17 protein-coding genes are annotated in these 20882 nt (G+C 69.3%); 9 read left to right on the forward strand and 8 right to left on the reverse strand.

The features are described from left to right. Nucleotides 1-50: 50 nt before the first annotated feature. Entirely contained in the window at nucleotides 51-1463 is a 1413-nt protein-coding gene (gene argG / locus EER30_RS29855) for an argininosuccinate synthase (RefSeq protein WP_127503964.1), read from the reverse strand. A gap of 152 nt (nucleotides 1464-1615) precedes the next feature. Between argG and EER30_RS29860 the strand changes: the two genes are divergently transcribed. The 4 genes from EER30_RS29860 to EER30_RS29875 all read left to right on the forward strand — a co-directional run bounded on the left by EER30_RS29860 (nucleotide 1616) and on the right by EER30_RS29875 (nucleotide 5704). Continuing rightward, entirely contained in the window at nucleotides 1616-2746 is a 1131-nt protein-coding gene (locus tag EER30_RS29860; protein ID WP_127503965.1) for a right-handed parallel beta-helix repeat-containing protein, read from the forward strand. Between the two features lie 83 nt (nucleotides 2747-2829). Then, complete coding sequence (locus EER30_RS29865) at nucleotides 2830-4116, forward strand: hypothetical protein (RefSeq protein ID WP_127503966.1); 1287 nt, start codon at nucleotides 2830-2832, stop codon at nucleotides 4114-4116. A gap of 149 nt (nucleotides 4117-4265) precedes the next feature. Next, the gene (locus EER30_RS29870) at nucleotides 4266-4832 is read left to right on the forward strand and encodes a hypothetical protein (protein WP_127503967.1); all 567 of its coding nucleotides are present in this window, start codon (nucleotides 4266-4268) and stop codon (nucleotides 4830-4832) included. Nucleotides 4833-4894: 62 nt separating this feature from the next. After that, nucleotides 4895-5704, forward strand: coding sequence for a hypothetical protein (locus EER30_RS29875; protein ID WP_127503968.1), 810 nt, complete (start codon nucleotides 4895-4897; stop codon nucleotides 5702-5704). 1 nt (nucleotide 5705) lies between these two features. On the opposite strand, the gene EER30_RS29880 is transcribed toward EER30_RS29875, so the two are convergent. From EER30_RS29880 to EER30_RS29905, 6 genes are all read right to left on the reverse strand, one after another. Then, nucleotides 5706-7442 carry an AfsR/SARP family transcriptional regulator gene (locus EER30_RS29880; RefSeq protein WP_127503969.1) on the reverse strand — a complete coding sequence of 579 codons (1737 nt, stop codon included), beginning with the start codon at nucleotides 7440-7442 and terminating at the stop codon, nucleotides 5706-5708. A gap of 24 nt (nucleotides 7443-7466) precedes the next feature. After that, a complete protein-coding gene (locus EER30_RS29885) occupies nucleotides 7467-7718 on the reverse strand; it encodes a DUF4242 domain-containing protein (RefSeq protein WP_127503970.1) in 252 nt (83 codons plus the stop codon). Between the two features lie 83 nt (nucleotides 7719-7801). Then, entirely contained in the window at nucleotides 7802-8605 is an 804-nt protein-coding gene (locus tag EER30_RS29890) for an Fpg/Nei family DNA glycosylase (protein ID WP_127503971.1), read from the reverse strand. Between the two features lie 9 nt (nucleotides 8606-8614). After that, entirely contained in the window at nucleotides 8615-9178 is a 564-nt protein-coding gene (locus EER30_RS29895; protein ID WP_127503972.1) for an NYN domain-containing protein, read from the reverse strand. Between the two features lie 108 nt (nucleotides 9179-9286). Beyond that, nucleotides 9287-10456 carry an RCC1 domain-containing protein gene (locus tag EER30_RS29900; protein WP_240670385.1) on the reverse strand — a complete coding sequence of 390 codons (1170 nt, stop codon included), beginning with the start codon at nucleotides 10454-10456 and terminating at the stop codon, nucleotides 9287-9289. A gap of 44 nt (nucleotides 10457-10500) precedes the next feature. Beyond that, nucleotides 10501-11805: a CE1 family esterase gene (locus EER30_RS29905; protein WP_349290894.1), complete on the reverse strand. Its 1305-nt coding sequence runs from the start codon at nucleotides 11803-11805 to the stop codon at nucleotides 10501-10503. Between the two features lie 719 nt (nucleotides 11806-12524). Here EER30_RS29905 and EER30_RS29910 point away from each other — a divergent pair. The 3 genes from EER30_RS29910 to EER30_RS29920 all read left to right on the forward strand — a co-directional run bounded on the left by EER30_RS29910 (nucleotide 12525) and on the right by EER30_RS29920 (nucleotide 17096). Then, nucleotides 12525-13928, forward strand: coding sequence for an endo-1,4-beta-xylanase (locus tag EER30_RS29910; protein WP_432417577.1), 1404 nt, complete (start codon nucleotides 12525-12527; stop codon nucleotides 13926-13928). Nucleotides 13929-14351: 423 nt separating this feature from the next. Next, nucleotides 14352-15374, forward strand: coding sequence for a glycoside hydrolase family 11 protein (locus tag EER30_RS29915; RefSeq protein ID WP_127503975.1), 1023 nt, complete (start codon nucleotides 14352-14354; stop codon nucleotides 15372-15374). A 54-nt stretch (nucleotides 15375-15428) separates the two neighbouring features. Next, the gene (locus EER30_RS29920) at nucleotides 15429-17096 is read left to right on the forward strand and encodes a glycoside hydrolase family 43 protein (protein ID WP_127503976.1); all 1668 of its coding nucleotides are present in this window, start codon (nucleotides 15429-15431) and stop codon (nucleotides 17094-17096) included. Here EER30_RS29920 and EER30_RS29925 read toward each other — a convergent pair. Continuing rightward, on the reverse strand, nucleotides 17081-18385 hold the full coding sequence (locus tag EER30_RS29925) for an endo-1,4-beta-xylanase (RefSeq protein WP_127503977.1): 1305 nt from the start codon (nucleotides 18383-18385) through the stop codon (nucleotides 17081-17083). The two genes, EER30_RS29920 and EER30_RS29925, sit on opposite strands and share 16 nt — an antisense overlap. Nucleotides 18386-18615: 230 nt before the next feature. Between EER30_RS29925 and EER30_RS29930 the strand changes: the two genes are divergently transcribed. After that, a complete protein-coding gene (locus EER30_RS29930; RefSeq protein WP_240670386.1) occupies nucleotides 18616-19881 on the forward strand; it encodes an ABC transporter substrate-binding protein in 1266 nt (421 codons plus the stop codon). A 4-nt stretch (nucleotides 19882-19885) separates the two neighbouring features. Continuing rightward, a complete protein-coding gene (locus EER30_RS29935; protein WP_127503978.1) occupies nucleotides 19886-20857 on the forward strand; it encodes a carbohydrate ABC transporter permease in 972 nt (323 codons plus the stop codon). The last annotated feature ends 25 nt before the right edge of the window (nucleotides 20858-20882 follow it).

Here is a 20882-nt window from a genome sequence, read left to right on the forward strand (position 1 = left end):
ATACCGCGTGTCTTCCAGCGTTCGCTGGGGGCGAACAACGCCCCTCGATGTCAGTCGGTGCCGGACTCCATGGCCGCCTGGTCGAGCAGCTCGGCGTCGTCGGCCACCGCGCCGCGCGAGGCGATCTCTTCCGCGCCGCCGGCCGGCAGGGCGCCGATCAGGCCCTCGGGGCTGCCGATCATGCCGAGGCGCGCGTACTGCTCGAGCTTGGCACGGGAGTCGGCGATGTCGAGGTTGCGCATCGTCAGCTGGCCGATGCGGTCGGCCGGGGCGAACGCGGGCGTCTCGGTGCGCTCCATCGACAGCTTGTCGGGGTGGTAGCTGAACGCGGGGCCGGCGGTGTTGAGCACCGAGTAGTCGTCGCCGCGGCGCAGCCGGAGCGTGACCTCGCCGGTGACCGCGTTGCCGACCCAGCGCTGCAGCGACTCGCGCAGCATGAGCGCCTGAGGGTCGAGCCAACGGCCCTCATACATGAGCCGGCCCAGTTTGCGGCCCTCGTTGTGATAGCTGGCGACCGTGTCCTCGTTGTGGATCGCGTTGACCAGGCGCTCGTACGCGATGTGCAGCAGCGCCATGCCGGGGGCCTCGTAGATGCCGCGGCTCTTGGCCTCGATGACCCGGTTCTCGATCTGGTCGGACATGCCCAGGCCGTGGCGGCCGCCGATGGCGTTGACCTCGAGCACCAGGTCGACGGCCGAACCGAACTCCTTGCCGTTGACCGTGACCGGGCGGCCCTCGACGAAGCCGATGGTCACCTCTTCGGCTCCGATGGCGACCTCGGGGTCCCAGAACCGCACGCCCATGATCGGGTCGACGAGCTCGATGCCGGCGTCGAGGTGCTCGAGCGACTTGGCCTCGTGGGTGGCGCCCCAGATGTTGGCGTCGGTCGAGTACGCCTTCTCGGTCGAGTCGCGGTAGGGCAGGTCGCGGGCGAGCAGCCACTCGCTCATCTCGGTGCGGCCGCCGAGCTCGCTGACGAAGTCTTTGTCGAGCCAGGGCTTGTAGATGCGCAGCGACGGGTTGGCCAGCAGGCCGTAGCGGTAGAACCGCTCGATGTCGTTGCCCTTGAACGTCGAGCCGTCGCCCCAGATCTGCACCCGGTCTTCGAGCATGGCCCGCACGAGCAGCGTGCCGGTGACGGCGCGGCCCAGCGGGGTGGTGTTGAAGTAGGTGCGGCCGCCGGAGCGGATGTGGAACGCGCCGCAGGCGAGAGCGGCCAGCCCCTCCTCGACGAGCGCCGAGCGGCAGTCGACCAGGCGGGCGACCTCAGCACCATATGACCGGGCGCGGTCGGGCACGGAGGTCACGTCGGGCTCGTCGTACTGGCCGATCTCGGCCGTGTAGGCGCACGGGACGGCGCCCTTCTCGCGCATCCACGCGACCGCGACCGACGTGTCGAGCCCGCCGGAAAAGGCGATGCCGACGCGTTCACCAACCGGGAGAGAGGAGAGGACCTTAGTCACGCGTCAGATTATGCACTACGCCGCATGAAAATACGAGACCGACCCACCCGGGCGATCCAACAGTCCGACAATTCGGGCGGGCGCACGCCGCCTCACGCAGTCGGTCGATCATGATCGATATGACAACTGCCCAGCTCAAGTAGGGTGGCGGGATGCCGAGCAGACGTGTCCGCCTCCCCCTGGTCCTCGCCGCCGCGGCGATCCCCCTGATCGTCGCCGGCCCCTCCTCGGCAGCGGTAGTGCCGGACGGCGGGACGCCCCCGACCCTCGCAGCGACTGCCCCCGCCAACGCGGTCCACGTCTCTTGCAAGACCGGCAACGACCACAACCCGGGAACGCCGGCCAAGCCGCTGCGCTCCCTCAGCGCCGCGACGTCCCGCGCCGCCGGCAAGGTGATCGCCCTGGCCCGCGGCTGCACCTGGGCAACGACCGTCAACCTGCGCGGTGACGGAACCAGACTGACCGCCTACGGCTCCGGTTCGCTCCCGGTCATCGACGGCCGCTCGGCCGGTCTCCGGAGCGTCGTGCTGCTCGCCGGCCGCAACCAGGTCATCGAGAACGTGCGGGTGACGAACGCCCAGGCCAACGGCGTCGAGATCCGGGGCGCGAACAGCCGCGTACGGGCCAGCACCATCGACCACGTCGGCGTCGGCGTGGCGTTCAAGGGCAGCGGCGGCGTGGCCGAGCGGGTGACGGTCCGCAACCTGCACATGATCCGCAACACCCCCGGCGGCAACGACGACTACGGCGCGACCGGCTTCGCCGTGGAGGCGAGCGGCGTCGAGATCGGCTACAGCAGTTGCACCGACTGCCGGGCCACCAGCCACGACTACGGCCACGACGGCGGCTTCGTCGAAGTGTGGAACTACGCCGACGACCTCGACGTGCACCACAACACCGGCTCGAACACCGAGGGCATCCTCGAGATCGGCGGCGACCGGTCCAGTTCGTCGGCCCGCGGCATCAAACTGCGCCACAACACGTTCCGCGACTCGCACGGCGGCGTCGTCCTGCACACCGACGGCAAGTTCGCCATCGCCGACGCGCAGATCGCCGTCACCGCCAACACCATCACGAGCACCGGCACCCAGGACCCGCCGATCCTCTCGGGCGACGCGAGGCGGGTGACCTTCGAGGGCAACCGCATCAGCACGGCCAGCGTGGTCAGCAACACGACCCCGGCCCGCCACCGCTGCAACAGCATCACGCTGCGCAAGGGCGCCGCCCTCGGCTACCCCCGCCACAGCACCGAACGCCTCGACGGCAAGGCCCCCTGCTCCTGACCCCGTCACCCGAATGAGGACGTTCGCGGCCGCTCTGTGGAAAGACGTGCGCCCGGGTGGCACTCTCGGGCGCGGGGTGCGCGATGGCGAGTTCCTTCGAGGCGCGGAACGGGTCGGACAAACCACCGCCCGAGGCGCGGAACGGGTCGGACAAACCACCGCCTGAGGCGCGGGACGACTCGGACAAATCGCCGCCCGAAGCGCGGGACGGGTCGGGCAAAGCCGCGCCTGGCCGGCCGCCACGACCGTCCAAGCGGCGCAATCCGGTCAGCGATCAACTGCCCGAGGCCGTACGACTTCTGCTGCTGGGATTGGAACGGCTGGCCGAGGGCAGGTTCAGCTTTCCGCGGATGGTGACGCTCATTCACCGCGAGGGCGGAGAACGGCTCAACCCGGCCAACATCACCCGGTGGCGTAACGGCACCGAATTTCCGACCGAGGACGCCGTACGCCGATGGACGCGCGTGTGCGGCGGCGACGTCGACGCCGTCATCCAGCAATACGTGCTGGCCAAAGACGCCTACGACGCGTGGAAAGCGGACGGGCGCCCCTCGCCGGCCACTCCCGCAGTCCTCGCCGGTCCGATCGACACCGCGGCCTCAGCAATTCCCGACGCCGGGCAGGTTCCCGGCGGCACGCCGGCAAGTCCCGACGCCGGGCAGGTTCCCGGCGGCACGCCGGCGATTCCCGACGACGCCGCCTCAGCGATCTTCAGCGGCCGCGGGCCCGCAGTATGGATCGCCGCGGCGGTGGCCCTCGCGGTGGTGGTGTCGGTCGGGGCCGGAGTTCTGCTGTGGCCCCGGCCGGATCGTGGCATCACGGTGGGTTCCTGCACGTGGCCGGTTCGCGCCGTCCCGGCGCCGGACAGGGTGACCCCGGCCGGAGCCTTCGTCTACAAACTCCCGAGCGGAGACGGGTCCCGCGACGTCCCGATTCTCGCCGGTGGCGCCGTGCTTCAGCCCTTTGTCGCGTCCGCACCCCGCATCGGCGCGGTCGCCTCGATCATCGGCCTGGACGGCAACCGCACCGATGTCACCCGGGACCACCCGGTGCGGTTCGAGATCATCGCGGTGCGCCCGTCGAAGCCGGCCACCGTGATCGCCCGCCAGGAGACCGCGGTCACTCCGGCCAACGTCAACCGGGACGTCGTGGCGACCTTCGACTCCCCCGTCGCCGTCGAGACCGGAGAGGTCTACGTGCTGCGCGTGGTGAACCTGTCGACGTCGGCGGTCATCGGTTTCTACGTGAACGGCAGGGCCGGTCCGGACCGGTCGGTGCCGTACGCGGAGGACGTCTGTCTCGAGAACGCCGAGGGGCCGTTCACCACGGCCGGCTGGTCCATGTCCGGTCTCGTCGCCGCCGCGGCGTGAGGCCGCCCGACTTTCAGGAATCGGCTGTCACCGCAGGTCAGGAGTTTGCAGATCGGCTTGATAATGCGAAACCCGCCGTACGGGCAGGCGGGCGTCGATGATTTCCGCAGCATCCCCGGCCGACCGACGACCACGAAGCGGAGAACTGGATGAAGGTCAACATTTTGCGGCGCACGGTCGCCGTGGCAGCCGCTCTCCTGACCGGGAGCATTCTGGCTGTCGCCGCACCGGCGGGCCCCGCCCAGGCGGACAGCTTCCCCGATTCGTCGTTCCTGAATCCGGCCGAGGAGGCGTGGTGCACTGCCTGGCCGTCTCGCAGCAAGCTGTGCGTCGAGGTCTATGCCGTCGAGGGTCTGTGGGCGAACCGCAACGCCGTCGGTTGTGAGACGCCCGACCCCTGCACGAACGGCGAGGAGCAGAACGGTCTTCAGCACTGCCTCTGGTCCGCGATCTTGAAGTTGCGACACGGCCCGGGCACGGCGACCGAGTTCCTGACCCGGCACGAGAGCGGCTCGGACGACCAGGACGACACCGACCGTGACTGGAACAACAACGGTCTCGGCTTCATGATCGCGGATATCGTCGAGGACGAGCGCGCCGCGGACCCGTCCATCGACGACAAGAGCGCCGTCCTCGATTGGTGCATGTTCGTCGTGGACAGTGACGACCTCGACTACAACCCGAACCCGAACCCGGATCCGCTCGCGAGGCGTTGACCGGCCGCCGCCAACGGTTTCTCGTAGAAGATCCGTTGGCGGCGCCCGGGTATCGTCGAAGAATGGCGGACGATCGCTCAACTGAAAAGGGCGACGCGGAGCCTGGAAAAACCGCTACGACGGGCGTTACTCTGACGGTCGCCGCCACCGTCTTAGGCATCGCCGGTGGTTTCATTCAGGTGCAGGACGAGCCGGCCAAAGTGTGGACAATGGGCGCCGCCGTGCTGGCGGCGCTCGCTGCGTCTCTGGCCTTTTTGGTGTGGCGAAAATTTCAGCCGCACCGGCGCCGCCGATGGCAGCAGATTCGTGGTGCCGCCGGGTCGGCGGTGCTGTCCATTGCGGTCTTCCTGACCGCTGTCTCGGTCAAACCGGCCGACACCCCCGCCTCGCCGGCGCCGACCGCGCCGGACCCCGCGGCCGACGTCTACATGCACGAGATCATGTCGAGCAGCCTCGAGAACACCACGGTCCGGCTCGGCCCGGGCGGTTGGGCGATGACCGAATTCCGCGTCACCCGGCCCTACCTGAGATCCATCGAAGTGGCGGCCGGCTCGAACGGTGAGAAAATCCTGCTGATCGTCTACGACGAAAACGCGCAAGAAATCGCTTCCGGTGAGCCGATAATCAGCGGATATCGAGCGAAGCACATCTTCCGTCAACCCAAGGACATATCGGCCTACGTCGGGTCGAGGCTCTACCTCATGGCGGCAAATCTTCCCGAAAGAGAGGCGCGGGTCTATTTCACCAAGCATGACGCCGACCCGGGAATCAACAGTTACCTCCGCTGCCCGCGCCCTCGGCCTCTGGATTGCCTGAATCCCCGAAAGCAAGATCTCAACGCCCTCGTCGTGGGTCGCGAAGCGCCCTGGTGAATCAGGCCAGAAGCGGGTTCTCGATCTCGTCGGCCAGAAGAGCGGCTGAGGCGGGGTCGCCGCTGTGGCGCAGCGCGCGGACGGTCATCTCGCGCATCCCGGTGCGCGACGCCAGCCGGAGCAGGGTGTCGGCCCACAGCGTCACGTCGGGGTGGCCGTGCCGCCGGCCGAGGTCGCACTGGGCGTCGAGGATGTGCGCGTCGAGCCAGACGTACGGGTCGGCCAAGCGGTTCGAGCGGGTGCGCGCGTCGGCGAGCAGGTCGAAGGCCCGGCCGGTGTCGCCGGCGGCGTCGGCGACCAGCGCGAGCGACCGGGCCGCGATCCCCTCCCAGCAGGGGTCGCCGAGCTGGCACGCCCGGGCGAACGCCTGCCGGAGGATGCCGGCCGCCGCCGCGGGGTCGCCCAGGGCCAGGTGGGTCTCCCCGCGCAACGCCTGCGGCCACGGCACGAACGCCAGCCAGTGGTCCTGCTCGGCCACCCGGATCGACTCGTCGAGTCGCGCGGCGGCCGCCTCGAGCTCCCCGGTCAGCAGATGCACCCGGCCGAGCATCGACAGGGCGTACGCCCGGGTCCGCGCGTCGACCGTCAGCCCGATGGCTTCTTCCAGCAGCTTCACCGCTTGCGGGTACGCGGCCCGGTCGCTCGCCACCGAGCCGAGATAGGTGGTCACCCGTGCCGTGATCGCCGGTGAGCCGTCGGCGACCGCGAGGGCGTCGGTCAGCCACCGTTCGGCCCGGTCGTAGCGGGCGCGCAGGAAGTCGACGTACCCGATCTCGGCCCGGGCCCGCGCCGCCGCGGCCCGGTCGCCCACGGCCAGCGCGATCCGGTCGGCCTCGTGCAGGGTGGCCAGGCCCTCCTCGTCCAGGCCGCGCAGCGAGTGGATCAGCGCCTCGGCCAGCCGGAGCCGGGCCGTGAGCCGCCACCGGTCCGACTCCGCGCGATCGGCCAGCGCGACCGCCGTACGCAACGACCGCACCCCCGCCTCGACCGAGCCGGCCGCCACCGCCGCCGCGCCCGACTCGACGATCGCCTCCAGCGAGGCGTCGTCGGCGACGATCTGGCGTTCACGTCTCGCCGTCTCGACCGCGATGCCCGGCGCGACGCCCAGCTCCCGCGCGAACAGCGAGGTGACCGCCGCGTACTGCCGCTCGGCGGCCCGATCGTCGCCGGCCAGCCGGTAGAGCCGGATCACCAGGGCCTGGTGGTTCTCGTCGAGCGGGTTCATGCCCGCCGCCCGCACCGCGAGACCGCGCGCGGCCGGCAGGTCGCCGGCGGCCAGCCGTCCCAGCGCCGCCTCGTGCAGGATCGCCTCGGCCGCGGCGGCGATCCGGCTCCGCTCGGAGAGCAGCCACGACTCGAAGACGGGCGCGCCCCGCACCGCGATGCCGTCGAGCAGCTCGGCGCCCAGGCCCGGCAGCGCGACGGCCGCGGCCCACGACCCGTGCCGGAGCACCTCGACGTCGACGACTGTGCCGGGTGGAAGGCGCAGCCGCACCGGATCGCCGTCGACCTCCACCCCCAGGCAGCGGCGGATCTCGGCCAGCCCCCAGCGCAGGGCCCGCAGCGGGTCGTCGGCCTCGGCGTACAGGAGGCCGGCGAGCCGGCTGCGGGTCAGGGGCTGCTCGCTCAGGATCAGGCGGGCCAGCAGGGCCCAGCTTTTGCGGCTGCGCACCTGGTAGGCGACCCCGTCGGACCGGTCGACCCACGGAGAACCGAGAAGGTGCACCGCAAGTCCCATCCCGGCTCTCCCTCCCAGCGAAGATCAGCCCTGGGCGCTGATCGGGTAGATCTCGTCGGCGACCAGGCCGTGCGCCTCGCGGTGCACGGTGTTCGCGGCTTCCGCGTCGGGCGCCTCGACCAGGCAGAAGATCTTCCCGGCCTCCTCGTCGACCCAGTACTTCAGATAGTTGACCTCATGCGGGCCCTGGGTGGCCAGATCGGCCTCGTGCGCGGCGGCGACGTCGCTCGCCGACACGCCACCCTCGACGTTGTGCACGTCCATGAAAACGGGCATGACCTGCTCCTGACTTCACGGTCCCGGGTTCTTCCAGGACTCGTACGTCATCGGACCGCGCCGCCGTTTGACCAATCGTTTGACTAGAAGGCCTGTTCCACGCTGCACCACCAGCTCGTACGCCCGCCGACCGTGCTCTTCGCCATCGGCGCGCCGTCGCGGGGGCAGTGAGCGCCCGCGAACCGGTACGGAATGAGCCCCAGCGTGTGCACCCCGCCCTGCTTGAGCGCCGAACCCACCGCCCGGCGCATGGCCCGCAGCAGGCGGTCGACGTCGTCGGCGCTCAGCTCGTCGACCGGACGACCCGGGTTGACGCGCGCCGCCCACAGGATCTGATCGGCCAGCAGGTTCCCGATCCCGGCGATCGCCTCCTGGTCGAGCAGCCGCGCCTTGACCGGGGCCGTGCCGCGGGCCAGCGCCGCCCGGAACTGCGCCGGCGTCACGGTCGCCGCGTCGGGGCCGAGCGACGCGATCGGCGGGTCGAGGCGTACGCGGCCCAGACGCCGGGGGTCGACCAGCATGAGGCGGCCGCCGTCGGCGAAGGTCAGCGCGAAACGCGACCACCGGTAGTCGCCGTGCACGCGGCGGCCCTCCCAGTAGTCGCCGCCGTCGATCTCGGAGCCGTCCGGGGCGGCAATCACGATCTTGCCGGACATGCCGAGGTGGATGCCCAGCTCAGGGCCGCCCTCGCCGGTGTCGCACCACATGCTCTTGCCCCGGCGATGCGCCGCCACCAACGTCCGCCCGACAAGGGCGTCGCGGATCTGGCCCGGAAGATAGGGACGGCAGACGTACGTGTCGGAGTCGTCCACGCCGACGATCTCGCGCCCGAGCCCCGCCCGCTCGATGACCGCGCGGGCCGACTCGACCTCCGGCAACTCGGGCATCGGCGCGGCCTAAAGGAAGCGCTCGGGGTCGAAGCTGTCGAGCTCGATGATGCGTACGCGGGGAAGGACGCTGGTGAAACAGCCGGCGTCCTCCTCGATGTCGAAGATCTGCAGGCCCGGCAGCTCGGCGAAGCCCGCGTTGAGGAACTCCTTGAACCCGACGACGCCGACCTCGCGATCGCCTTCGAGGAGCTGTTCGATCTGCGGCAGGAAGTCGCCGTCGTGGCTGGCCAGCAGCACGTTGCCGGTGCGCTGGGCGATCGCCTCGAGGGTTCGCTGGATGCCGATGTCGACGACCTTCTGATCGGGCGAGCCGGCGAGCGGGATCGGCCGGTAACCCATGCTCAGCAGGGCCCGTACGAAGGGCATCGGCAGGACGCCGCCCGAGGCGTTGAGGAAGAACAGGCCCTTCACCGGTTGCTGCCACGTCGTCTGCGCGAACTCGCGCAGGCGCTCCCACCGCGGGCGTTCCGCCGGGGCGGGCCGGCGGTCGAGAACACTGTTGCCGAGGGTGGCGTCGATGTTCTCCCCGTCGACGATGAGGTACGTGGTGGATTCCGGTGTGCCGGGCATAGCCGTGCCTCTCCAACGTGGGAAGCACCGGTCGTGGCAGCCCGTGCCCGCGGATCACACTACCGCGAACACGGGCTCGCCAACCTCCTCGGTGAGCTGATCAACGCGTCAGCCCGCGAAGATCACTTGCTGCGGTGCCGGACGGTCCGTGGTGGTGCCGTCGCCCAGTTGCGCGCTCGCGTTGTTCCCCCAGCACCACAGAGCGTTGCCGGTGCGGTAGGCGCAGACGTGGTACGCCACGGCGGAGTCGGCCGTCCAGTCCACCGCGTCACCGATCCGCACCGGAGCGTACCGGTGGGTTGTCGTGCCGTCGGCCAGTTGACCGGCCCGGTTGTTGCCCCAGCACCACAGGCTGCCGTCGGTGCGGTTGGCGCACGCCGTGTCGAAGCCGGCGTTGACGCTCGTCCAGGTGGACAGGCTGCCGACCTGGACCGGGGAGGCCTGGTACGAACCGCTGACGCCCAGTTGCCCGTACCCGTTCTCACCCCAGCACCACAGGGTGCCGCCGGTAGGGACCCCGCAGGTGAAGGTGTGCCCGGCCGTCACGCCGGTCCACGTCGCCGTGCCGACCTGCCCCGGGGTGGTCCGATAGCTGAGGATGCCCAGACCGAGCTGCCCGGCCGAGCTGTCGCCCCAGCACCACAGGGTGCCGCTGGTGCGGGTGGCGCAGGTGTGAGCCGCGCCGGTGGTGACACTCGCCCAGTCGCCGGCCGCACCGACCCGCAGCGGGCTGCTGGCTGAGTAGACGACGGCGCCGTCGCCGAGCTGTCCGTGCCGGTTGAGCCCCCAGCACCACAGCGTTCCGTCCGTACGGACCGCGCAGGTGTGGCTGTCACCCGCGCTGACCTGGGCCCACGTCGTCGCGTCGCCGACCTGCGTCGGCACGCCACGCCGAGCCGTGCTGCCGTCGCCGAGCTGACCCCGCGTGTTGCTGCCCCAGCACCACAACGTCCCGTTGGTCCGTACCGCGCAGGTGTGGCTCGTGCCGGCGTCGATGGTCGCCCATCCGGCCTCGCTTCCGACCCGGGCCGGCGTACTGCGGCTCGCGGTGGTGCCGTCACCGAGCTGGCCACTGGAGTTGCCGCCCCAGCACCAGAGAGTTGCGTCGGTACGGATGGCACAGGAGTACGCGTAGCCGGTGGCGACGCTCGACGTCGCGGAAGCGGCGCGCGCGCCGGCCGAAGCCACCGTGCCGCCCGTGAAGACCGACGCCAGGGCGATCAGCAGCGCGACGACGGCGGCTCTTCCGGCCAGACGTCGTCCTCGATACCCGTTCAAGCAGCCACTCCTTCGTGAGCGGAGGCGGATGACTGGAGGTCGCGTCACGCGGCGGCGCATGCGACACCGTTCAGGGCGAACGCGGCCGGCGGCGCGGCGTCGCCGCCGTGCTGGGCCTGGAATCCGATGCCGACCGACGCTCCCGGGGCGATGACGCCGTTGTACGACATGTTTCGCGCCGTGACCTGACCGGAGGCCGGAGAATAGGTGGCGTTCCAGCCGGAGACGATGGACTGTCCAGAGACGAGCCTGAACTCGAGCGACCAGCCGTTGACCGTGGTGGCACCGGTGTTGGTGACGGTGAGGTTGGCGGTCAGTCCGTTGTTCCAGGCGTTGACCGCGCTGGACACCCGGCACGGCGAGGCGGACGGGCTGCTGGGCGGCGGACTGCTCGACGGCGGGTTGCTCGGCGGCGGGCTCGTCGAGTTGTCGGCGGGGGCGGTGGCCGGTCCGAACTGGGTGAGGAAGCGCCAGACCTCGGCCGTGGTCCAGGTGCGAGAGGTGTCGTTGCTGCCGCCGTCGACCGGCTCCGGGGTGTGGTCGCCGTCGAAAGCGGCCCACTGGACCGGGTATCCGGCCCGGCATCCCGAGTACGCCGTGGTGATGTGCCGCAGACTGCCGTTGGACGGCTCGGGCGGGCTCTGGGCGGTGCACCCGTTGACCCGGACGAAGGTGTCCCGGATCTGGCGTCCGAGGCTGACGCCCAGCACGCTGTCGCGGGTGCCGTGGATGCCGAAGTAGGCGACCGGCTGGTCACCGCCGGCGCAGCCGCTCAACTGCGCGCCCGAATAGGCGACGACCGCTCGGAAGACCGTGGGCCGGGCACAGGCGAGCGCGTAACTCATCGAGCCGCCGTAGCTCCAGCCCAGGGCGAAACGCTGGGTGGTGTCGACACAGAGGTCGTTCTCCACCACCCGCAGGATGTCGTCGACCAGGGCCACGTCACGGCCGCCGGTGTTCGCCCAGCCGGCGTCGAGACCTTGCGGAGCGATGAAGATCGCGCCGTTGTTCGACGCCCGCTGCTGGCCGTAGAAGGCCCAGGCCGAGCCGGCGCTTCCCCCACCGTCGGCGACGTTCTGCGCCGAGCCGTTGAGCCAGTGCAGCCCGACGAAGAGGCGGTACTTCAGGTTCGGCTGGTAATCGGCCGGGAGCCGCAGGATGTAGGTCCGGGACCGGCCACCGCTCTGGATCGTGTAGGTGCCGTTGCGCAGGGTCGGGGTCTTGCCGCATCCGCTGGTCGCGGCCTGAGCCGAGAAGCCGCCGGCCGAGACCTCGGCGGCCGAGGCCGTCACCCCCGCGGTGGTCGCTGTGACGGCGACCGCGAGCATCAGTCCGGCAATGGAGATCACGGCCCATCCTTTTTTCGCCATCACGTGACTCCTGACTTGGTCGGCGCAGCACTCTCCGGCTCATCACCGGAGAGCGTTGCCAGATATTGCAGGCAGATTACGGGAGCGCTCCCATGCATTCAAGAACTTCACTGGATTGAGCCGTTCTCCGCGGCCAAGACCAATCCGTAACGAATTTTCAGTGCCGATTCCGCCGGCATTTATCCGCGATGGGCGAGAGTTGGGTGCGCCCGCCGCGCAGCCCCACGAACTCGTCGCCGCCGAGCCGGGTCGGACGCCCATCGGCACCGCGAGCGCAGCACATCCGGCGGGCGGGTCGCGTCACGAGATTCGTCTCGGAAGTTTCGAGTCTTCCGCCCGGCCGACTCTCCACGCACCGGCCCCATGTGCGCGCTCCCAGCCGAACATACGCCTGCATGATCTACAAAGCACCAGCTAGATGGCGGGCTGGAAGTTCACTGGCCGCCCCTCGCAACGGCGGCAACTTCCGGCAGACTTCCGGAAACTGTTGTTTCCACGGTGTTACCCGTGTCAGCATGACCCAACATTGAAGCTCATCGTTCTCCGATCTTGGCGGTGCCGATTCGCTCGCAACGGCTCACCTCGTTGTGACGTTCGGCGGCCCGGACCCGGCGACCGAGAAGGGAGTCCTCGTGGCAGCCAGTCCCCCTGTCCACCCCACCGGCTCAGGTGGAGGCCGACCGGCACGGATCCAACTGTTGATCGGCGGCGTCGTCGCCGCCGTCGCCGCGGCGGCGGGCGTGGTGATGGTGATACCGGAGGCCAACGCCGCGGCCAGCACGCTGGGCGCCGCCGCCCAGCAGACGGGCCGGTACTTCGGCACGGCGATCGCCGCGAGCCGGCTCAGCAACTCGACCTACAGCACCATCGCTGCCCGCGAGTTCGACATGATCACGGCCGAGAACGAGATGAAGCCGGACGCCACCCAGCCGAACCGGGGCCAGTTCAACTTCAGCTCGGGCGACCAGATCTACAACTGGGCGACCCAGCGCGGCCTCAAGGTCCGCGGCCACACCCTCGCCTGGCACGCCCAGCAGCCCGGCTGGATGCAGAGCCTCAACGGCAGCAACCTGCGCCAGGCGATGATCGACCACATCAACGGCGTGATGAACCACTACAAGGGCAAGCTCGCCGCGTGGGACGTCGTCAACGAGGCGTTCAACGAGGACGGCAGCCGGCGCAGCTCCAACCTTCAGGGCACCGGCAACGACTGGATCGAGGTGGCCTTCCGCACCGCGCGCGCCGCCGACCCGTCGACCAAGCTCTGCTACAACGACTACAACATCGAGAACTGGTCCTACGGCAAGACGCAGGGCGTCTACAACATGATCCGGGACTTCAAGTCCCGTGGCGTGCCGATCGACTGCGTGGGCCTGCAGACCCACTTCACCGGCGGCAGCTCGCTGCCCGGCAACTTCCAGACCACGCTGTCGAGCTTCGCGGCTCTCGGCGTGGACGTCGCGCTCACCGAGGTCGACGTCACCAACTCGTCCACCTCTCAGTACGCCGGGCTGACCCAGGCCTGCATGAACGTGCCCCGCTGCATCGGCATCACCGTCTGGGGCGTGCGGGACAGCGACTCGTGGCGGTCCAACGAGAGTCCCTTGCTGTTCGACGGCAACGGCAACAAGAAGGCCGCGTACACCTCGGTCCTCAACGCTCTGAACGCCGGCACCCCGACCTCGCCGCCGCCGAGCGACGGTGGTTCCCAGTCGCCGCCACCAAGCGGATCGGGCCGGATCGTCGGCGCCCAGTCCAACCGCTGCGTCGACGTGCCGAGTTCGTCGCAGACCAACGGCACCCGGGTCCAGCTCTACGACTGCAACGGCCAGTCCAACCAGGCCTGGACGCTCACCTCGAGCAAACAACTGACCGTGTACGGCACCCGGTGCCTGGACGCGGCCGGCTCGGGCAACGGCGCGGCTGTGCAGATCTACGCCTGCAACGGTCAGGCCAACCAGCAGTGGAACGTCAACTCCAACGGGACCATCTCGGGCGTCCAGTCCGGGCGATGCCTCGATGTGTGGGGCACCGGCAACGGCCAGCAGGTCCAGCTCTACGACTGCCACGGCCAGGCGAACCAGCGCTTCAGCCTGAACTGACACCCTCGCGGCGCGGCGGTGCGGTGACGTCCCCGGTCCCCGCACCGCTTCGCCATGCCCGCGATCAGGACCGTGCCACCCGTTCGTAAGTTTCGGATTTCCTGAAGCCACCAGCATTCGAACGGGCCATATTTCCACCCCACGCGCGCCGAACAGCGTTGTCGAAATCCGCCTTCACCTGGCGTCTTATGCTCGTCGACGTATCGAAGATCGAGTTCGGTATTTCCGTAAGGTTTCCGTAACTTGTTGACAAGCGCTCATCCGGCGGGCCACCATCTCGCAATGACGGACCTCGATGCCGTCGCCCCCGCCACAGCGGACGACACCGGTGGCGCTACCGCACCGGCCTGTCCCCCGAGATGGCTATGCCGTGCCCGTGGGGCTGTTCCCCGGCAGCCCCTTCCCCAAGGAGGACGCAGTCACATGACCGCAGAACTCGCCCACCCGAAGCGCCACAGACGTGGCCGCACCCGCGTGCTCTTCGGCGCCGCCTGCGCACTGGTGATGACCGTCGCCGGCGTCACGGTGGCCGGCACCGCGCACGCCGAGGCGGACCGGACCGTCAGCTCGAACACCACCGGCACCCACAACGGCTACTACTTCTCGTTCTGGAAGGACAGCGGCAACGCGAGCATGACGCTGCGCGCCGACGGCCGGTACTCCAGCAGCTGGGACCGCAGCACCAACAACTGGGTCGGCGGCAAGGGCTGGGCCACCGGCAGCCGGCGGACGGTCACCTACTCGGGCAGCTACAACCCGGGCAACAACAACACCTATCTCGCCCTGTACGGGTGGACGCGCAACCCGCTCATCGAGTACTACATCGTCGAGAACTTCGGCAGCTACAACCCGAGCAGCGGCGCCACCCGCATGGGTACGGTCACCACCGACGGCGGCACGTACGACATCCTGCGCAGCCAGCGGGTGAACCAGCCGTCGATCGACGGCACCGCCACGTTCTACCAGTTCTGGAGCGTGCGGCAGTCGAAGCGCAGCTCCGGCACGATCACGATCGCCAACCACTTCGACGCGTGGGCCCGGGCCGGCCTGAACCTCGGCTCCAACCACGCGTACCAGATCATGGCGACCGAGGGCTACCAGAGCCAGGGCAGCTCCGACATCACGGTTCGCGAGGGCAGCGGCGGCAACCCCGGCAACCCGACCACCCCGCCGCCCGGCGGCAGCAACTGCACCGCCGTGCTCTCGGCCGGTCAGCAGTTCGGCGACCGGTTCAACCTCAACGTCTCGGTGCAGAACGCGAGCAACTGGACCGTCGGGCTCAACCTGAACGGCGGCCAGAGCATCCAGAACAGCTGGAACGCGTCGGTCAGCGGGACCACCGGCACCGTCACCGCGCGGCCGAACGGCAACGGCAACAACTTCGGGGTGACCATCATGGCCAACGGCAACTGGACCTGGCCGACAGTCACCTGCAATCAGAGCTGATCCTCCTGGCGCGGCGGCGAGAGCCGCCGCGCCATCCTCAGCGGAAGGTTCTCCATGACAATTGCGAAGTCCGCTGACTCGACCGTCGGCGAGGACGGGACCGATCGACGGCTGGTCCGGAACCCGGTACTGCCGGGGTTCCACCCGGATCCGTCGATCCTGCGGGTCGGTTCCGACTACTACATCGCCACGTCGACGTTCGAGTGGTACCCCGGTGTGCGGGTGCACCACTCGACCGATCTCGTCAGCTGGCAACCGCGCGGCGGGGTGCTGACCGAGCGGCGGCTGCTCGACCTCGCCGGGACCGCGGACTCCTGCGGCATCTGGGCACCCAATCTGACGTACGCCCACGGGCTGTTCCATCTTCTCTACACAGACGTGTCGACCTTCGCCGGCGGCTACTGGGACCCGCAGAATTACCTGGTCACGGCGCCGAGCATCGACGGACCGTGGTCGGACCCGGTGGTGCTGCACGGCCGCGGGTTCGACGCGTCGCTGTTCCACGACGAGGACGGCGTCACCTGGATGCTGTCGATGCGGGCCGACTGGCGACCCGGCCGCAACCGCTTCGCGGGCATCGAGATCCAGCAGTACGACCACCGGGAGCGCCGCCTGACCGGCCCGGTGCACCTGATCTTCGAGGGCACCGACGCCGGGCTGACCGAGGCGCCCAACGTCTATCGCAAGGACGGTTGGTACTACCTGGTCACCGCGGAAGGTGGCACGAGCTGGGAACACCAGGTCACGGTCGCACGGTCCCGCAGCCTGCTCGGCGACTACGAGGTCAGTCCCGGCGGCCCGCTGCTGACCTCGGCCGGGCGCCCCGAGCTGGCCCTGCAGAAGGCCGGCCACGGCAGCCTCGTGCAGACCCCAGCCGGCGAGTGGTACCTGGCGCACCTGGTGGCCCGACCCTACACCCCGTCCGGCCGGTGCGTGCTGGGGCGCGAGACAGCGCTGCAGGAGGTCGCCTGGCCGCCCGGCGAATGGCCCCACATCCGCGACGGCGTGCCGGCCGAACATTTCCCGGCCCCCGCCGGTGCCCCGCACGAGCCCGGCCCACGGTCGTCCGAGCAGTTCGAGGTCGACCACTTCGACGGCCCGGAGCTCGGCGCCAACTGGTCCACGCTGCGCCGCCCGTCCACCCCGGACTGGGCCGACCTGTCCGCCCACCCCTCGCACCTGCGGATCCGCGGCGGCCAGTCGCCGATGGGTCTGCACCGGCCGAGCCTGGTGGCCCGCCGGGTCACGGCCCGGCACTGCACCTTCGAGGCGACGTGCGAGTTCGAACCGCGCAACTCGCGGCAGCTCGCGGGAGTCACCGCCTACTACAACTCCCGCAACTGGTACTACCTGCACGTGACGGCCGACGACGAGGGTGCGGCGGTTCTCGACGTGCTGTGCTGCGACAGCGGGCGCGTCATGGTGCCACCCGGTCTGCGGGTGCCCCTCGGCGACGTCCGGCGCGTGGGTCTGCGTACCCGGCTGGACGGCCCGGCGCTGACCTTCGGCTACAGCACCGGCCCCGACGAGGAACCGTTCTGGCACGACATCGGCCGGGTCTTCGACGCGACCACCCTGTCGGACGAGTACGCCGCCACGATCGTCCCCGGTGAACCGGAGGCGTGGGGCTTCACCGGCGCCTTCCTCGGGCTCTGGGTGCAGGACCTGGGTGGCGAAGGCGGCTACGCCGACTTCGACCGGGCGCTCTACCGTGCGGACTGAGTCACGGTGATCTCCGCCTCGGGCGCATCGAGGACGAACGGCGCGGTGTGGCCGGCCCACCGCAACTCGTAGTCGCCGAGGAAGCCACGGACCTCGACGCGCCCGGCGCCATCCGTCCGCAGCCTCGTCGGCGGCAGCCACCACTCGCCCTTGACCAGATCTCGCAAGGCTTCGTACGCGGGCTTGGGTGTGCCGTCGGTGCGCACAAGCCCGCAGGGAGCGCCGAGCCATGCGCCGTCGTCCGTCAGTCCCCAGTAGGTGACCGCCTCGACCGCGGGGTGCGCGAGCAGTGTCCGGTAGTGCCGGACGATCTCGTCGGCCTGCCGCTGCTCACCATCGGGCGTGGTCGGCCAGGACGGGAGCTGGTAGTCGTTGAGGTCCTCGATGTGCGGTGGCATCAGGTCGCCGGAGACCAGCGTGGTCTCGGACATATGGATGGGGAGACCGAAACGCGCGAACCGCTCGAGGACTGCCAGCGTCCTCTCCTCGCCCCAGTAGCCCTGGTGCATGTGGCTCTGCAGACCGAGCGCGTCGACCTCGATCCCGGCCTCGAGAACAGCCTCGATCAGAGACTCGTACGCCTCGGACATGTCGAAATCGTTGAGCAGCAGTGTCGCGCGCGGGTCGGTCGCGCGCGCCTCCTCGAAGGCGAGGCGGACCATCGCGACCCGGCCCCGCTCGCCGGCCAGCCGGGTGATCGCGTTGCGGTGCGGCTCGTTGCTGAACACCGGCATGATCACGGCTTCGTTGATGGCGTCCCAGGCCCCGATCACGTCGGCGAAGCCGGCCACCTCGCGCCGGATGCGCGCGCGGACCGCCGCCTCGACCTCGCCGGCCGGCAGGTCCCGCAGCCAGTCGGGCGTCAGCGTGTGCCAGACCAGCGGGTGCCCCTTCACGCGGGAGCCGTGATCGGTGAACCACTGAGCGGCGCGGTGCAGCCGCGCCGTGTCGGGCCGGCCGCGCCGCGGTTCGAAGCCGGCCCAGTAGAACGGCAGCGTCGCCGTGTTGAAAACGTCGAACCACAGATCGGCGAGCCGTGCGGCCGCCTCGGTCTCGCCGTTCGCTTGCGGGACGGTCTCGCCGTTCGCTTGCGGGACGGTCTCGCCGTTCGCTTGCGGGACGGTCTCGCCGTTCGCCAAGGCGACGAAGTCGAAGCCGATATTGCCGAACGAGAAGGCGTGGGCGCGTTGCTCGACGACGACGTCGTGGTCGGCCAGCGGCCGGCCGTGCGGGTCGAGCAGGCGGACCACGGCATCGCCGAACCGGTGACCAAGCTGGGCCTTCGTCATTGCGAGCCTCCCGGCACCGAGCTGCAACTTCCGATCGCTTGCGAACGTTTCAGTCGACCCACGAACGACCTCGATCGCGGTGGAGGCCGCCGAACTCTTTCCACCTCATGGTGATGAATATCTTGACATGCACATTGGTCACTTCATAGCTTGAGCGACACATTCCGGAAACACTCCGAAACTTTCGGTTCCGAGAGGTGATCTTCGTGGCGCCTAAGAAACTTTTTGCTGTGGCTTCCGCACTGGTGCTGGGGGCGATGGGCCTGACCGCCTGCAGTGGTGGCGACGACGGTGGCTCCGACTCCGGGGGCAACGTCACGATGCAGTTCTGGCACAACTCCACGACCGGTCCCGGCAAGGCGTTCTGGGACAAGACGGTGGCCGACTTCCAGACCGCCCACCCCAACGTCAAGATCAAAATTCAGTCGGTCCAGAACGAGGATCTCGACGGCAAGCTGCAGACCTCGCTGAACTCCGGGTCCGCGCCCGACATCTTCCTGCAGCGCGGCGGCGGCAAGATGGCCGCGATGGTCGAGGCGGGTCAGCTCAAGGACATCACCGGCGACATCACCGCCGAGACGAAGGCGGCGATCGGTGACGCCGCTCTGGGCACCGGGCAGGTCGACGGCAAGTCGTACTCCGTACCGGTCTCGATCCTTCCCGGCGGTTTCTGGTACAGCAAGAACCTGTTCGAGAAGGCCGGCGTCACCGCACCGCCGACCACGATCGAGGAACTCAGCGCCGCGGTAACCAAGCTCAAGGCCAAGGGCACGCCGATCGCGCTCGGCGCCAAGGACGCCTGGCCGGCCGCTCACTGGTACTACTTCTTCGCCCTGCGCTCCTGCGACAAGGGCGCGCTCGACGCGGCGGCCAAGGACAAGGACTTCAGCAACCCGTGCTGGACGAAGGCCGGCGAGGACCTCAAGGCCTTCGCCGACACCAAGCCGTTCAACCAGGGCTTCCTGACCACCTCGGCGCAGCAGGGCGCGGGCAGCTCGGCCGGCCTGGTGGCCAACTACAAGGCCAGCATGGAGCTGATGGGCTCGTGGGACCCGGGCGTGATCGCCGGCCTGACGAAGGACACCAAGCCCCTCCCCGACCTGGGCTTCTTCCCATTCCCGGCGGTCCCCGGCGGCCAGGGCGACCCGGCCGCGATCATGGGCGGCGCCGACGGCTTCTCCTGCTCGGCGAAGGCGCCCAAGGAATGCGCCGACTTCCTCAACTACATCGTCACCAAGCCCGTGCAGGAGGGCTACTACAAGGCGTTCAACTCGCTGCCCATGAACAAGGAGGCGCAGGGAGCGGTCACCGAGGACTACCTCAAGGCCGTGCTCGACGCCTACAACAAGGCGCCGTACGTCTCGCAGTGGCTCGACACCGTGTACGGCCAGAACGTGGGTAACGCGCTGAACGTCGGCGTGGTGAACCTGCTCGCCGGCAAGGGCGACGTCGCCGGGATCATCAAGTCCGTGAACGACGCGGCCAAGAAGGGCTGAACAAGTGGCACTCACGGAGGCAGCGCCCGACAACCGCGTGCGGGCGCTGCCTCCGGTCCGCCCACGCCGTCGCGGAATCGGCTGGGCCCAGCGGCTCGAGATCGTGGCGCTGTCCGGCCCGGCGATCCTGGTGTTCGTCGGCTTCGTGATCTTCCCGGTCCTGATGGCCGCCTACTACGGCTTCTACCGGTGGAAGGGCTACGGGGTGCCGACCGACTTCGTCGGCCTGGACAACTACGTCACGATCCTGAAGGACAGCCTTTTCCACGAGGCGCTGTGGCACAACGCGCAGATCGTCGTGCTGTCCATCGTCTTCCAGCTGCCGGTCGCGCTCGGGCTCGCCCTGCTGCTCAACCGGGGGATGCGGGCCCAGTCGCTCATCCGGGTGCTCATCTTCGTCCCGTTCGTGATCTCCGAGGTCATCACCGGTACGGCCTGGGCCCTGATGCTGCAGACCACCGGCGCGGTCAACGACGTGCTGCGCTCGATCGGGCTCGGATGGCTGGCCGAGGACTGGCTGGCCAACCCGAAGCTCGCCATCTGGTCGCTGATGCTCATCCTGACCTGGAAGTACGTCGGGTTCGCGGTGATCCTGTTCCTGGCCGGCCTGCAGAACATTCCCGAGGAGCTCTCCGAGGCCGCCGCGGTCGACGGGGCCTCGTACTGGCAGATCCAACGGCACATCACCCTGCCGTTGCTCGGACCGACACTACGGATCTGGGCCTTCCTGTCGATCATCGGTTCGCTGCAGCTGTTCGACCTCGTCTACATCATCTGGGGCCAGTACGTCGCCTCGACCGCGGGCACCTCGACCATGACGACGTACATGGTCGTCGAGGGGAGGAACGCGGCCAACTACGGCTACGGAAACGCCGTGGCGGTCGTGCTCTTCCTCGTCTCATTGACCATCGCGCTCGTCTACCAGCGTTTCGTTCTGCGCCGGGACACCGAGGGCGCGCTCACCGAAGGAAAGTAGACCGTGGCGACGAAGCACAGCAGCG

This window comes from Actinoplanes solisilvae (genome assembly GCF_003999975.1).
GTDB lineage: Bacteria > Actinomycetota > Actinomycetes > Mycobacteriales > Micromonosporaceae > Actinoplanes > Actinoplanes solisilvae.

Excerpts from the sequence above, each read along its gene's own strand:
- EER30_RS29860 (WP_127503965.1), top strand. The coding sequence starts at position 1,616 with ATGCCGAGCAGACGTGTCCGCCTCCCCCTGGTCCTCGCCGCCGCGGCG.
- EER30_RS29865 (WP_127503966.1), top strand. The coding sequence starts at position 2,830 with ATGGCGAGTTCCTTCGAGGCGCGGAACGGGTCGGACAAACCACCGCCC.
- EER30_RS29870 (WP_127503967.1), top strand. The coding sequence starts at position 4,266 with ATGAAGGTCAACATTTTGCGGCGCACGGTCGCCGTGGCAGCCGCTCTC.
- EER30_RS29875 (WP_127503968.1), top strand. The coding sequence starts at position 4,895 with ATGGCGGACGATCGCTCAACTGAAAAGGGCGACGCGGAGCCTGGAAAA.
- EER30_RS29880 (WP_127503969.1), bottom strand. The coding sequence starts at position 7,442 with ATGGGACTTGCGGTGCACCTTCTCGGTTCTCCGTGGGTCGACCGGTCC.
- EER30_RS29885 (WP_127503970.1), bottom strand. The coding sequence starts at position 7,718 with ATGCCCGTTTTCATGGACGTGCACAACGTCGAGGGTGGCGTGTCGGCG.
- EER30_RS29890 (WP_127503971.1), bottom strand. The coding sequence starts at position 8,605 with ATGCCCGAGTTGCCGGAGGTCGAGTCGGCCCGCGCGGTCATCGAGCGG.
- EER30_RS29895 (WP_127503972.1), bottom strand. The coding sequence starts at position 9,178 with ATGCCCGGCACACCGGAATCCACCACGTACCTCATCGTCGACGGGGAG.
- EER30_RS29915 (WP_127503975.1), top strand. The coding sequence starts at position 14,352 with ATGACCGCAGAACTCGCCCACCCGAAGCGCCACAGACGTGGCCGCACC.
- EER30_RS29920 (WP_127503976.1), top strand. The coding sequence starts at position 15,429 with ATGACAATTGCGAAGTCCGCTGACTCGACCGTCGGCGAGGACGGGACC.
- EER30_RS29925 (WP_127503977.1), bottom strand. The coding sequence starts at position 18,385 with ATGACGAAGGCCCAGCTTGGTCACCGGTTCGGCGATGCCGTGGTCCGC.